The sequence below is a fragment of the Nostoc sp. C117 genome (assembly GCF_043099735.1).
GTDB lineage: Bacteria > Cyanobacteriota > Cyanobacteriia > Cyanobacteriales > Nostocaceae > Nostoc.
In genome coordinates, this window is record NZ_CP170991.1 from 2,702,871 (window position 1) to 2,716,594 (window position 13,724).

Below are 13,724 nucleotides of genomic sequence, written 5' to 3' on the forward strand. Positions count from 1 at the left end.
TATACCAAAGTTGTATTTCCTTATTCTTTTAGCAATTGCTGTATTGCAACTCGAATGAAATTTTCATCAGTAGAATTTTGGTAAGGATTACCTGCTCTATGACCCCAAACAGAAGGTATTGGCAAATATTTAGCTTCAGGAATCAGCGCCGCTTCCGCAGCACAATCTTCCGGAGTAAAGTATAAATCTGTTGTGGATGGCATTACCAGCGTTTTAGCTTTAATTTCACCCATAGCCCTTTCGTAATTATTTTCGTAGATGGAGTTATTGCTGACATCACAGCGCAACCAGGTATCAATCATTGCCAGTAAATTATGCGGATCGCGCTGTTTGTAGTAAGGTTCCCAGGCGCGCAACAAGTAGTCTTCTAAGGATGTATAGCCCAGCTTGTAGTAAATGCCCTGACGATAAAACGTTTGGGAAGCTGCCCAACTAGCATAAATCCGCGCAAAAGCTTTATATCCCCGCTCTGGAGTCGCTTCAAATCTCTTGCCATTCCAGGTGGGATCGGCTGTTAGTGCTGTTCGCAGGCTTTGTAGAAAAACGATGTTATGGTCGGTAGTGCGAGCCGTACCGCACAAGGCAGCAATTCGAGCAACGCGATCGCTGTACAATACTCCCCAGTGATATGCTTGTTGCGCTCCCATTGACCAGCCATAAATTAGTGCTAGATGTTCAATTTGGAAAACTTCTCGCAACAGTTGCTCTTGAGCGCGAATATTATCTACATGGCTAAACCAAAAGCCTTGTTCGCTTAGACCACAATCTTTGGAGTTGCTAGGTGAACTTGACAGTCCATTACCAAACATATTGGGAATAATAATAAACCAACGGTTGGGGTCAAGAATACCATCGCTACGAATCAACCAATCAATGTCCCAATGTTGCGCTCCGTAAGAAGTTGGGTAGAGAATGGCGTTAGTGCGATCGCTTGCAAGTTCGCCGTAAGTTTGGTACACTATCCTCGCTTCTTTTAGAACTGCACCACACTCAAGCCTAAAGTTTTCTAACGTTAGAAAACTTGGGGATCTTGTCATATAGCTGATTGTCCCGATTTAGTCACAATATCCCAATTGACTTTTACATAGCCTGGTTCAATATGAGCCAAGTGCGAACTTAACAATTGATGAGCATTAGCCAGGAGATGAAAAGGAATTGATGGGTATAAATGATGCTCAGCATGAAATGGCATATTCCACATTAAAAATCGCACAGGCCACAGAGTTAGTGTTGTGCGTGTATTTGTCAGCAGGTTAGCATCAAGAGTACAGCCTGTATGTTCTGCTAACAGAATAAAACGCAGAATTGGTTGACCAACAATCAATGGCAGCAGCCAATAAAGTAGAAACCAAGGCTGGTGTACTGCTATTGATAGACCGAGCATAGCTGCATAAACTGCCAATTGTAGTTGAGTGGAGCGAGTCACTTCAGTACGTGCTGAATCAGGTATAAACGGACAACTATCAAATTTACCCAATGCAATCTGGAAATGTCCTTGAATTTTTCCCAACCACCAGGGTAAACCGCTAATGATTAATAAATATTGTGCAAAGTTGCTAGGTTTGGGATCTGTTAGTTCTGGATCTTTATCAGGAACGCGAGTATAAAGGTGATGCCATTTGTGATAGTAACGAAAGAATGTGCTGTTATAAAATGAAAGCAATCCTGCACCCCAAGCAACGGCATTATTTAAAGGACGAGCCGCGAATGCAGTTGTGTGGACGCATTCATGCATAGGTGCAAACATAGAAGCAATACTAAAACCATAAACCACTAGTGCGGGGATTGCTAATTCCCAATGGCCCAAGTTTGTCCCCCAAAGATAACCGCTACATCCCATAACACTTAGATGCAAAGCCAGTTGCCGCAACCCTTTTGAGTTAGAGCGAGTATTTAATACACTCAGATCGTGTACTGAAAGAATTTGGCGAGGTTTTTGCTGTTGATTAACTTGACTGTTTGATAATTCTAATTGAGTAAGTACGCTATCATTAGACATAATTTTTGCCTGACGGATAATCTATTGTAAAACATTGCAATCCAACATTGACACTCTACAAATAATCCTTAGATGAACTGTATTGTAGTTTATTCTGTTTTATTAACAATCGAGTTATTAGAAAATCTCATAGCAATTTTTTCGGAACTTGTACTGATTCTAAAACTTATTCAGATCGGCGAAGTTTTGAAAAGATGCTGTGTACTGTGGGTTGATTTTTAAATATTTTTAGATAGAAGCGAATCAAAGTATTGGCTGCTGAGAAAGGGTACGACTCGAAACAAAAACGAGTTGACCTACGCAAACGAGGTATTCGTCCTCAAATCCCAATGACCTTGCTACATACAATCCACATCTGGATTAACAAAATATTATTAGTGGGATAGGTTCACGAGGAAGGCAGTCCCGATGAAAAAATTTCACAGCCATACATCAAAATGTCGTAACTTCCAGTCAAGGTTGGCACAAAAGAGGTTGTTCCCTCAATAGAGCATCTAATGCCTGAAAGGCAGTTTCAAGCTAGACGGCAGAGGGCAGAAGGTAGCAATTAGTGTGGGCTTCTCTTTCAGAGACGCTTTGCGAACAGAACCACACCAATTGCAGGCCACCTGTGGCAGAGATTTTGGTGAGGGACTTAAACCCAAGTTCGCTCCGGTCACGGGCACCAGATCTGGAATCAAAATTTCCTTCCGCCAACTGAGCCTCTTGCCCTCTGCCTTTCTTGGTTAAAAAGTGAAGGATTTTTACAAAAATAGACGATCTGCATAAAAAACATAACTAAGCCTGATTGCTAATTACCAGTTCAAAACTATAGACTTTGTAGTTTGCAAACATAGCTTAATAAACACGGTTAATAAAATTACAATAAATCTGAATTATTACAATTTTATTAATTTTCAGTGTTATCTCAAATTTGTATTAGATGATTGACCACACAGTTGTCCTTTAAAAATAATCATGTGAGTAGCTTTTAAGGGCGATATAGCGGCTTTCAATTGCGTAAAGTACAGAGACTTATTAGGGTGTAGAGCGATGTCATCCTAAGATGTACTTGTTATTGTTCTTACTTTAAACAGGAATCAACATTTATGAAATCATACCTTCCTCAAAACGATCCTGACCAGACAAAACGTCAAACATTGCTAGACCACAAACAAGAAGAGTATGAATTCGATCATGACTTTTTACCGCCAATGGCGATGCTTAAAAATGTACCGTCTATCGAAAATTTTTCTACTAAATATATTGCTGAACGTACAATAGATACAGCAGAGCTTCCTATAAATATGTTGGCTGTTAAAGCCCGTGGTTTCTGGGACCCTTTAGATGAATTACAAGACTATGAAGACTATTTTCCAGTCTTGCCTAAACCTCATATTATCAAAACATATCAAACTGATGACTCTTTTTGTGAACAACGACTGTGCGGTGCAAATCCTATGGCTTTACGCCAAATCCAATATATGCCGTTGGGCTTTGAGTTTACCATCGAAGAACTGCAACAAAAGTTTGGTAAATCTATCGATTTAGTGGAGAAACTGGCCAATGGAAATTTATATGTAACTGATTACAGACCACTTTCATTTGTTAAAGGCGGTACTTACGAGAGAGGTAAGAAATATTTACCAAGTCCTCTAGCTTTTTTCTGTTGGCGCAGTTCTGGTTTTAGCGATCGCGGTCAACTAGTACCTATTGCGATCCAACTCAATCCCTCAGCCGGCAAGCAAAGCCCACTAATCACACCTTTTGACGATCCTTCAACTTGGTTTCATGCCAAACTTTGTGTTCAAATCGCTGATGCTAACCATCATGAAATGAGTAGCCATCTTTGTCGAACTCACTTTGCTATGGAACCTTTTGCCATTGTTACAGCCCGTCAATTAGCTGAAAATCATCCCCTAAATTTATTACTAAAACCCCATTTTAGTTTCATGTTGGCTAATAATGACTTGGGGCGTAAACGCTTAGTTAATAGAGGTGGTCCTGTAGACGAATTACTCGCTGGAACTTTGCAAGAGTCATTGCAAATTGTCGTCAATGCCTATAAAGAATGGAGCTTAGATCAGTTTGCTTTACCCACTGAATTAAAAAATAGGGGTGTGGATGATAAGGAAAAATTACCTCACTATCCCTATCGAGATGATGGGCTGCTATTGTGGAATGCCATTAAAAAGTTTGTATCTAATTATTTGGAAATCTACTACAAAACCCCCGAAGATTTGACAGCAGACTTTGAATTGCAAGCTTGGGCACAAGAATTAGTTTCTGAATCAGGCGGACGAGTTAAGGGTGTTCCCGATCGCATTAACCAATTACAACAATTAGTTGATATTGCCACAGCAGTTATTTTTACTTGCGGACCACAACATTCTGCTGTTAACTACCCGCAATATGAATATATGACTTTCATGCCCAATATGCCTCTTGCTGCTTATAAACAAATGACAGCAGAAGGCACTATTGCTGACCACAAAAGCCTATTATCATTTCTGCCACCCTCGAAACAAACTGCTGACCAATTATCGGTTTTATTTATCCTGTCAGCTTACCGTTATGACAGATTAGGATACTATGACGATCAATTGACCGACCCAGAAGCTCAGGATATTTTAGTTAAATTCCAGCAGGATTTGAACGAAGCGGAGCGGAAAATTGAGTTGAATAACAAGAGTCGTTTAATAGATTACAACTATCTCAAACCAAGGCTTGTTACTAATAGCATCAGCGTCTAACTTAGTAGTATTTCACTTAATTAAGTAGGTCGGCATAAAATTTATGCCAAAAAACCTCACCCTTAATACCGATTTGGTTAAGGTTTTTTGATGAAAATTCTAGAGCGCAAAGACGCGATCAATTATTGTAGAGACGGCGATTCCTCGCGTCTCTGGTCTTAACTTCCTCTGCCTCCTCTGCATACACAACGATGGAATATTTTTTTAGTTGGAAATCGCTAAATGCATGATTTATGTGTATGCTGTGAACCTTCTATCCTCAATCTTGACGTTCTGAAGTAATACAGTTGAGTTAAAGACGAAAACATAAGCATTGTGTAAAATAACAATCATTCTTGTGAAGTGGGCAACATCAGCGCCCTTAAAAATCAACAGACGTGAGAGACGTCCAGCCCACAATATTCAATAATTTATTCGTTAGAGGTTCCTTAACTTAGAAAATATTCCCTAAGCAAGAGACAAAAAATAGGACACTTGTCCTATTTTATTGATAACTGTGAGAATAGGAAAAAAAGGTGGCTCTAACAACACGACTGGAAATTTTAGATTTAATTCACGAGCTTCGCCAAGAACTCAACCTCTCTCAGAAACAGTTTGCAGCCAAATTAGGAGTTTCATTCAAAACAGTCAATCGCTGGGAAAATAGGCATACAGTGCCTTCACGGATAGCCCTAAAACTAATCGAAGAAATGTTACGCCAGATGGGGGAACCGGGCAAAAGACTGCTGAGCCAGTATTTTCCAAAAATAAAATCGGGTTATGACTCATAAGGTGAGGGTTCATCAACCCGAAAACATCTTAGTTGCTAAGAGACAAAAAAGCACACTTATTTGGGAGCAGTTCCTACACTATGGAGTTGCTTTGCTATGCGTTGCTTCAGCATTCGGAGCAACTCTGTTGCTCAAACCATATATCACTCCAACCCCTGCGGTGCTGTTTTTCCCGGCGGTAATGGTGAGTGCCTGGTATGGTGGCTTGGCTCCGGGTTTACTCGCAACAGTTTTGTCTACTTTGGCACTCAATTACTTGTTTTTCCAACCGCTGCATACATTAAATATTACCAATCTGAATGCTTTAGTTCCCTTGGTTGTGTTTATATTGGCAGCAGGGTTAATTAGTTATCTCAACGAGTCGCGGCGCACAGCCCAACGCAAAGCTGAGGCTAGCCTGAAATCTCTGCGGGAAAGCGAGGCACGATTCAATCGGTTTGTCGAATCCAATGAACAAGTACTGCGGCAACGAGAAACAGAACTTCGCCTGATTACGGATACACTACCAGTTTTGATTTCCTTTGTCGATTCCGAACAACGCTACCGCTTTAATAACCGAACTTATGAAGAGTGGTTTGGGTATCCAGCAGCACAAGCCTATGGAAAACATCTTTGGGAAGTTTTGGGTGAATCTGCTTATGAAGTAATTCGTCCCTATGTAGAACAAGTACTTTCAGGACACCAGGTTAGTTTTGAAAGTGAAATTTCTTATAAAGATGGTCAAATACGGTATATTAATGCTACTTATGTTCCCCAGTTGGATCGAGAGGGAAACGTTGAAGGGTTTGTGGTGTTGATTAGTGATATTAGCCAACAGCAAGCAGCACTGCGCGATCGCCTTTTAGCAGAAGAAGCCTTGCGCGAGAGCAAGGAACGGCTCATGTTTGCTCTGCAATCGGCAGAATTAGGCGATTGGGATTTGGATTTGAGTACCCAAACTGCCTACCGTTCCCTGCGACACGATCAAATCTTTGGCTACAAGTCTCTTCTACCAGAATGGACTTATGAAATATTTCTAGAACATGTCTTACCAGAGGATCGCCCTTTAGTTAATGCCAAATTTTTAACTGCCTTAACTAATAACGATATCTGGGATTTTGAGTGCCGTATTCACCGCGCCGATGGAGAGTTACGTTGGATTTGGGGGCGGGGTCATGTTTATTATAATAGTCAAGGAGAAGCAACCCGGATGCTGGGACTCATTGGCGACATTAGCGATCGCAAACAAACCGAAACTGAGCTACAACAACTAAACGAAACCCTAGAGCAACGAATTCAAGAGCGCACAGCTCAGTTAGAAGCCGCCAACCAAGAACTAGAATCCTTCTCCTATTCAGTTTCTCACGACTTGCGAGCGCCATTTCGCCACATCGCCGGCTTTGTCGAATTGCTTACAAAACAGCTCAGCTCAACAACCTTAGATGAAACCAGCCAGCGCTACTTAAAGATCGTTGCCCAAACTGCAAAACAGGCGGGAATACTAATTGACGAGTTGCTCAGCTTTTCCCGTATGGGGCGTACCGAGATGCGTTATGTCATCCTCGATATTGAAGAGTTAGTCCAAGAGGTAAAACGGGATATGATTGCAGAAACCCAAGGACGCACAATTCATTGGTACATCGAGTCATTACCAGAAGTGCAAGGCGATCCTTCAATGCTGCGGCTAGTGCTTCGCAACTTGATAGCGAATGCCGTTAAATATACCCAAACTCGCACCATAGCCAAAATCACCATTGGTAGTACTGACAACGACGAAGAAACGATCTTTTTTGTCCAAGATAACGGCGTTGGCTTTAATATGCAATATGTCAACAAGCTATTCGGAGTCTTTCAACGTCTGCATAGCAACCCAGAATTTGAAGGCACAGGTGTTGGATTGGCAAATGTGCAGCGGATTATTCATCGGCATAATGGTCGAGTCTGGGCAGAGAGCGAAATTGATAAGGGAGCCACCTTTTATTTTTCACTGCCAAAGTTGTCGAAGAAGGAGACGGAATGAAGGAATTGAAACGAATTCTGCTGATTGAAGACAGTGCTTATGATGCAGAATTAATCTTGGCTGCTTTATCAGAAAATCATCTTGCAAACGAAGTGGTGGTGGTACGTGATGGAGAAGAAGCGCTAGATTATCTTTATCGCCGGGGACTGTTCCGGTTGCGAATGGAGGGACATCCGGTTGTGATACTGCTCGATTTGAAATTACCGAAAATCGATGGATTAGAAGTGCTGGCACAACTCAAATCTGACCCAACCATGCAAGTGATTCCAGTTGTAGTATTAACTTCTTCCCGCGAGGAGCCAGATTTAGTTCGATGTTATAAGTTAGGCGTTAATGCTTATGTCGTCAAGCCTGTAGATTATCATGAGTTTGCTGATGCCATTAAGGGTGTAGGACTGTTCTGGGCAGTGATTAATCAGCCACCCCTAGGTGCTTTGCCTCCTGTACCTCATTCTCAACAGGAGAGCCACTGATGAGTCTCCTTCGTTTCCTCCTTTTAGAAGATAGTCTGTTGGATACAGAACTTACCCAAGCGATGCTAGAGGAAGGGGGAATTGATTGTGAATTGGTAAGAGTCGAAACCAGTGCTGACTTTTTGGCTGCTCTTTCCACAGAGGTTTTCGATTTAATTCTTGCCGATTATGCCCTGCCATCTTTTGATGGAATTTCTGCCCTGAAAATTGCTCGAAATAGATGTCCAGAAGTTCCATTCATTTTTGTTTCTGCGGCATTGGGTGAAGAATTAGCGATCGAAGCTGTGAAGAATGGTGCAACTGATTATGTAGTGAAGCAAAGACTTAGGCGATTGGTTCCCTCGGTGCAACGAGCATTGCGGGAAGCCAAAGAGCGCCGCGAACGCCAGCAAGCAGAGGAATCTTTACAAAAAAGCGAAGCTAGATATCGGCGAATTGTTGATACCTCTTATGAGGGAATTTGGATGATTGACTCCCAAGCACGTACAGAATTCGTGAATCAGCGGATGTCACAAATGTTAGGCTATGGAGCAGAAGAAATGCTCGGCCGTTTCATCTTTGATTTTATCGATCGCATTGATGGTATTGCCGCCGCAGAACAATTAGAGTGGCTCAAGAAACAAGAGAGCGATTTGAAAGAAAGTCGATGGCGGTGCAAAGATGGTTCATATATTTGGACACTGATTTCTGCTAGAGCTATTTTTAACGAGCAAGGTGAATTCTTAGGTGCGATCGCCATGTTAACTGATATTACCGATCGCAAACGCACCGAATCAGAACGCGATCGCCTTTTGGAACTAGAAAAATTAGCTCGAGCCGAAGCTGAAGCCGCCAACCGCATCAAAGATGAGTTTTTAGCCGTGCTTTCCCATGAATTGCGATCGCCCTTGAATCCGATTATCGGTTGGGCAAAACTCTTGCAAAGCCGGAAATTTAATGAGTCAGCCCTGCAAAAAGCACTCTTAACCATTGAGCGCAACGCCAAATTACAAGCTCAACTTATTGATGACTTACTGGATGTTTCTCGCATCCTCCAAGGTAAACTCAACCTGAATATGGTGCCAGTCAATTTGGCATCTACCATTGAAGCCGCAATGGAAACAGTCCGTTTAGCAGCAGAGGCCAAAACTATTCACATTGAAACAATGCTGGATGCAAGAGTTGGCAAAGTCCTCGGCGATCCAGCTCGGTTACAGCAAGTCGTCTGGAATTTATTATCTAACGCCGTCAAATTCACAGGCACAGGGGGAAGAGTCGATGTGCGATTAGAGTGGATTGATGGTAACGCCCAAATTACCGTCTCCGATACAGGTAAAGGCATTAACCCAGACTTTCTGCCTCATGTGTTTGACTATTTTTGTCAGGGTGACAATTCCACAACTAGAAAATTTGGTGGTTTGGGATTAGGCTTAGCGATCGCTCGTCACTTAGTCGAGATGCACGGTGGAACCATTTGGGTTCAAAGTGCCGGCGAGGAGCAGGGAGCTATTTTTACAGTTAGCCTACCACTAATTAATGACAGTGCATTCATTAAACATCACATCAATACTAATCCTGTAACTAACGTTTCAGCTTTCTCTCCGCTGATGGGGATACAAATCTTGATCGTAGACGACAATACCGACAGCCGCGAATTTTTCAGCTTTGTGCTTGAAGAATTTGGAGCGATGGTGATTGCAGTGGAATCGGCAGATGAAGCATTACAAGTAATAACACAATCAAAACCAGATATCTTGCTTAGCGATATTGGAATGCCAGAAATGAACGGCTATATGCTGATGCAAGAAGTGCGTACTTGGGAAGCACAAGCAGGAGAAAAACAGATTCCCGCGATCGCTCTCACTGCTTATGCAGGAGAAATCAATCAGCAAGAAGCATTCAAAGCCGGTTTTCAACAACACATCGTTAAACCTGTAACACCAGAAGAATTGCTGGTAGCAATTTCTAATTTAATTAAACATAGTTGAAATAAAAACCATGAATAAACATAAGGAACTGTTACGCGTCATCCTTGCTATATCAATTATTGTGGTTGGAGTCACACACTTTCTGATTCCAGAACCATATGTCAAAATTATGCCACCACAACTTTCTTACCCTTTAGAATTAGTTTATCTGAGTGGTTTTTATGAAATTTTGGGTGGTATTGGGTTATTAGTCCCGCCTGTAAGTCAAGCTGCGGCTTGGGGACTCATTGCTCTTTTTATTGCGGTTTTTCCTGCAAATATCAATATGGCCGTTAATCATATTCATCTGGAACATATACCGGACTCACCCTGGGTACATGTAATCAGGCTGCCCTTTCAAGCAGTTTTAATTGCTTGGGCTTGGTGGTACACTAAACCTTCAGATTGGGAAACACAAGCTTCTCTGATTCCCAAATCACTAATTCCCAAAGAACTAGAATTGAAATGAGCGAGTTGCTAGAAGACTGATTCAGTATTTAGGGTTATGACGAAAAATTCGGATTTCTTTTAGGCGCAAGAAGGAAATTGTGCTTGAAATTACCTAAAAAGTTGGTTGTCCAGTCTCGCGTTTTATTACTGAATTGGTGTTCTAGAGTTTCTCTAAGGGGTAACTCAGGGCTATAAGCCGAGGCACTCTTGATACTTTTGTCTATTTTGGTTTACTGATATTCAACTATGCGCGTCGCAACTTTTTTTGGCATAACACTTTCATTAGCAATCGGCATTGCTGAACTGACTTTTCCAGTGGCTCAAGCAGTGCAACTCAGAGATGGTATAGTCTATTTTGTCCAACCTCCAAAACTGGTTGAAGCGACAACTACTTACAAAGAAGTAAATTTTTGGGGTGGAACTTACTATTTCACTATCAACCTGCCGGAAAATGCTGGAGAATCTCTTCAGAAGGTAACCATTGTCCAACGTGAGGGATCGGAAAATATTCAATATCACCTTGATGATACCCGTGCATTTGTGGGAACACGCGATCGCAAAGGAACGCAATTAACATTAGGCGCAGTTACAAGCGATCGTCAAACACGCACAATTACAGTCAACTTTGACCCTCCCGTAACTCCAGGACAAACAGTTACAATTGCCCTCCGTCCCGTGAGTAATCCCAGCTTCTCTGGCGTTTACTTACTAGGTGTCACAGCATTTCCAGTAGGTGAGAAATCCCACGGTCAATTTCTCGGCTTTGGGCGATTTCAGTTTTACAGCAACAGAAGTTGGTGGTAGAGGAGGCAGAAAGTTTAATTATTTAGCTATTCCCCATTCCCCATTCAATAAAACATGAAAAGATTATTAATCACTGGAGCAAGTGGTTTTTTAGGATGGCATCTTTGCCAACTTGCAAGACCAGAATGGGAAATTTATGGTACTTATCTATCACATCCTCTAGATATTCCTGGCATGAAAATGCTAAAAGCAAACTTAACAAATTTCCAGGAATTGAAGCGCATATTTAATGATATCCAACCAGCAGCAGTTATTCATACTGCTGCACATTCGCAACCTAACTTTTGTCAAACCCACCCGGAAGAATCCCACACAATTAACGTTATCGCATCGTGTAATATTGCCGGACTTTGCGCGGATAATTCTATTCCTTGTGCTTTTACCTCAACCGACTTAGTTTTTGATGGCTTAAATGCCCCCTATCAAGAAACAGATGCCGTGTGTCCTATCAATCTTTATGGTGAGCAGAAAGCGATCGCAGAAGCAGGTATGCTAGAGCGATATCCCATAACCGCAGTCTGCCGGATGCCGTTGATGTTTGGTGCGGCAACACCCACAGCTAAAAGCTTTATTCAGCCATTTATTCAAACTTTACAAGCAGAAGAAGAACTAAGTTTATTTATAGATCAATTTCGCACCCCAGTAAGTGGAACAACTGCCGCTAAAGGACTTTTATTAGCATTAGAAAAAGTTAATGGCATTATTCATTTAGGTGGCAAAGAGCGAATTTCTCGCTATGATTTTGGACAGATATTAGTTGAAGTATTTCAACTTCCTAGCACTGGTCTGAAATCCTGCCGACAACAAGATGTGAAAATGGCAGCACCTAGACCAGCAGATGTTTCTTTAGATAGTTCCAAAGCATTTGCATTGGGATATCAGCCATTATCTGTAAGGGAAGAATTGGAAATGCTATAGTTGGTGGCACTTAAACAATGGGATTTAGACAAAAATTCAGCCCATGAGCAAGTAGAACAATTTCTAGACTATTTGGTGGACAATTACTTGGTCTTTATTCTGCAGATTCAATAAGAATCACTTCCTCTCTAGGAATATATCTACCGCTATAAGCAAGACGCACTCTTCCATCTTGGGCAATATCATTGATTTCCTCTCCTTTGGGATTCCACCAATTAGGTGCATCAATCCAGGTGCATCTGTCACCTATTTTAAGTCTTTGCATTCGACTTGCAGTTTCCTGGCTCCAATCTTGTATTGGGTTGAGTATATTGTAAGGAATTATTTCTGTCTTAATTTTCTTTATCCAATGCGTATTACCTTCTTCTTTTTCTAATTCAGTGTTTTTGTATGAGCTTGTTGTAGATATAAAATCTGCTTCTGAGATAAATAAGTTTTGAAAGTCTATCCACTCATAACGTTCTACACTTTGCCATAGTAAGACAACTTTTGCTCTATGGGTATTAATATCAAACTCTATTGCAGCCCCTATATGTCCTTGATGTGTTTGACACAGTAGCTTGAGTTTCTGAAGTAACTCTAAATCTAATTTTGCCAAAGGTGTTTCATATCTCTTTGTATTATCGTCATCACCATCAAATCGTTCTACTGTATCGCTCACATGTGAAATAGAAAGGTTGCCAGCAAAACCCATGTCAAATATTATAGGGTCTTTGAGTAGTTTTTCATGTTCAAGTATTGCTTGATATATAACTTCGGCTGTTGTGTCTGTAGTTACATTAATGATTTCGTTATGTCTGCCTATAAGCTTATGCTGATTAAATTGAATGTCTCCATATATATCTTTTTCCTCTATATAGATGAATCCGGTTCTAGTATCTTCCAAATGTGTAATTTCATGATGAGTTGCAACTTTTTGAATATCCTGAGCCATTCCATAAGCTTCCAGACATGAAGCTAACAGTATTGCCTGAGTTGCACCCAGACCACCAACACCTTTACCCCATTCATCAGTAGATCCTCTTCTGCTGATTTCCCCGATTGCGTAAATTGTTGCTCCTACATGGTTACTTCTATCTTTTTCTACCCTTGTTGTAATAGAACTAAAACTTGTAGGAGAAGTCTGTATTTCGTAATTTAGAAAACCTGCTCCCTTTTTATTAACAAGTGCAATATCAGTTCTTCTGCCTGGGTATTGGTATTCTTGAATTGACTCAAAACTTTCTTGTTTAAAGTAGGTTTGAGTAGTTGCATTAAGTATATTTTCTGCTCGACTTTTGGCATATTTGTGTACTGCACTTTCGCTTCTAGTACTGAAAAATTTATTGCTGATACAATCTATTTCTGTTTCTTGTGCTTCTTCTATATTGACGTTATGAGAAAAATGTCCACAGACCCAGAACGATGTTTCTTTACGTGTTTTATGGTGCGCTTTTTTATAGAAAAGTAAGCGATCGCAGAATATACATGTGAAAATTTCATCCTTATCGTAGAGGCTCAATTGAGCATCAACAAAAATACGGTTCTTATTTAATGCGTATCGAACCATATATACTAAATTCCATAGCTAAGTAAAAAAACATTAATAGCTATAAAATATTATACCAATATTTGGTAAACTTACACTGGATAA

General features: G+C 40.9%; 11 protein-coding genes. 8 read left to right on the forward strand and 3 right to left on the reverse strand.

The genetic code is table 11. The features are described 5' to 3' along the window. Nucleotides 1-20 precede the first annotated feature (20 nt). Entirely contained in the window at nt 21-1,037 is a 1,017-nt protein-coding gene (locus ACFG4S_RS12175; protein WP_392535042.1) for an alpha/beta fold hydrolase, read from the reverse strand. Beyond that, on the reverse strand, nt 1,034-1,999 hold the full coding sequence (locus tag ACFG4S_RS12180; protein ID WP_392535043.1) for a fatty acid desaturase: 966 nt from the start codon (nt 1,997-1,999) through the stop codon (nt 1,034-1,036). Before ACFG4S_RS12180 ends, ACFG4S_RS12175 begins: the two co-directional genes overlap by 4 nt. Before the next feature lie 1,088 nt (nt 2,000-3,087). Between ACFG4S_RS12180 and ACFG4S_RS12185 the strand changes: the two genes are divergently transcribed. The 8 genes from ACFG4S_RS12185 (at nt 3,088) to ACFG4S_RS12220 (ending at nt 12,091) form a co-directional block, all read left to right on the forward strand. After that, the gene (locus ACFG4S_RS12185) at nt 3,088-4,731 is read left to right on the forward strand and encodes a lipoxygenase family protein (RefSeq protein ID WP_392535044.1); all 1,644 of its coding nucleotides are present in this window, start codon (nt 3,088-3,090) and stop codon (nt 4,729-4,731) included. Between the two features lie 515 nt (nt 4,732-5,246). Continuing rightward, nucleotides 5,247-5,501 (forward strand): helix-turn-helix domain-containing protein, encoded by a 255-nt coding sequence (locus ACFG4S_RS12190; protein ID WP_392535045.1) that lies wholly within the window; start codon nt 5,247-5,249, stop codon nt 5,499-5,501. Continuing rightward, on the forward strand, nt 5,491-7,500 hold the full coding sequence (locus ACFG4S_RS12195) for an ATP-binding protein (RefSeq protein ID WP_392535046.1): 2,010 nt from the start codon (nt 5,491-5,493) through the stop codon (nt 7,498-7,500). Before ACFG4S_RS12190 ends, ACFG4S_RS12195 begins: the two co-directional genes overlap by 11 nt. After that, nucleotides 7,497-7,973 (forward strand): response regulator, encoded by a 477-nt coding sequence (locus tag ACFG4S_RS12200; protein ID WP_392535047.1) that lies wholly within the window; start codon nt 7,497-7,499, stop codon nt 7,971-7,973. The genes ACFG4S_RS12195 and ACFG4S_RS12200 overlap by 4 nt, the downstream gene beginning before the upstream one ends. Further along, nucleotides 7,973-9,940, forward strand: coding sequence for a response regulator (locus tag ACFG4S_RS12205; protein ID WP_392535048.1), 1,968 nt, complete (start codon nt 7,973-7,975; stop codon nt 9,938-9,940). The genes ACFG4S_RS12200 and ACFG4S_RS12205 overlap by 1 nt, the downstream gene beginning before the upstream one ends. Nucleotides 9,941-9,950: 10 nt before the next feature. Continuing rightward, a complete protein-coding gene (locus ACFG4S_RS12210) occupies nt 9,951-10,388 on the forward strand; it encodes a DoxX family protein (protein ID WP_392535049.1) in 438 nt (145 codons plus the stop codon). A 227-nt stretch (nt 10,389-10,615) separates the two neighbouring features. Further along, a complete protein-coding gene (locus tag ACFG4S_RS12215; protein WP_392535050.1) occupies nt 10,616-11,173 on the forward strand; it encodes a DUF2808 domain-containing protein in 558 nt (185 codons plus the stop codon). Between the two features lie 54 nt (nt 11,174-11,227). Continuing rightward, on the forward strand, nt 11,228-12,091 hold the full coding sequence (locus tag ACFG4S_RS12220) for an SDR family oxidoreductase (RefSeq protein ID WP_392535051.1): 864 nt from the start codon (nt 11,228-11,230) through the stop codon (nt 12,089-12,091). Between the two features lie 94 nt (nt 12,092-12,185). Here ACFG4S_RS12220 and ACFG4S_RS12225 read toward each other — a convergent pair whose 3' ends face one another. Continuing rightward, complete coding sequence (locus ACFG4S_RS12225; RefSeq protein ID WP_392535052.1) at nt 12,186-13,640, reverse strand: hypothetical protein; 1,455 nt, start codon at nt 13,638-13,640, stop codon at nt 12,186-12,188. Nucleotides 13,641-13,724 lie beyond the last annotated feature (84 nt).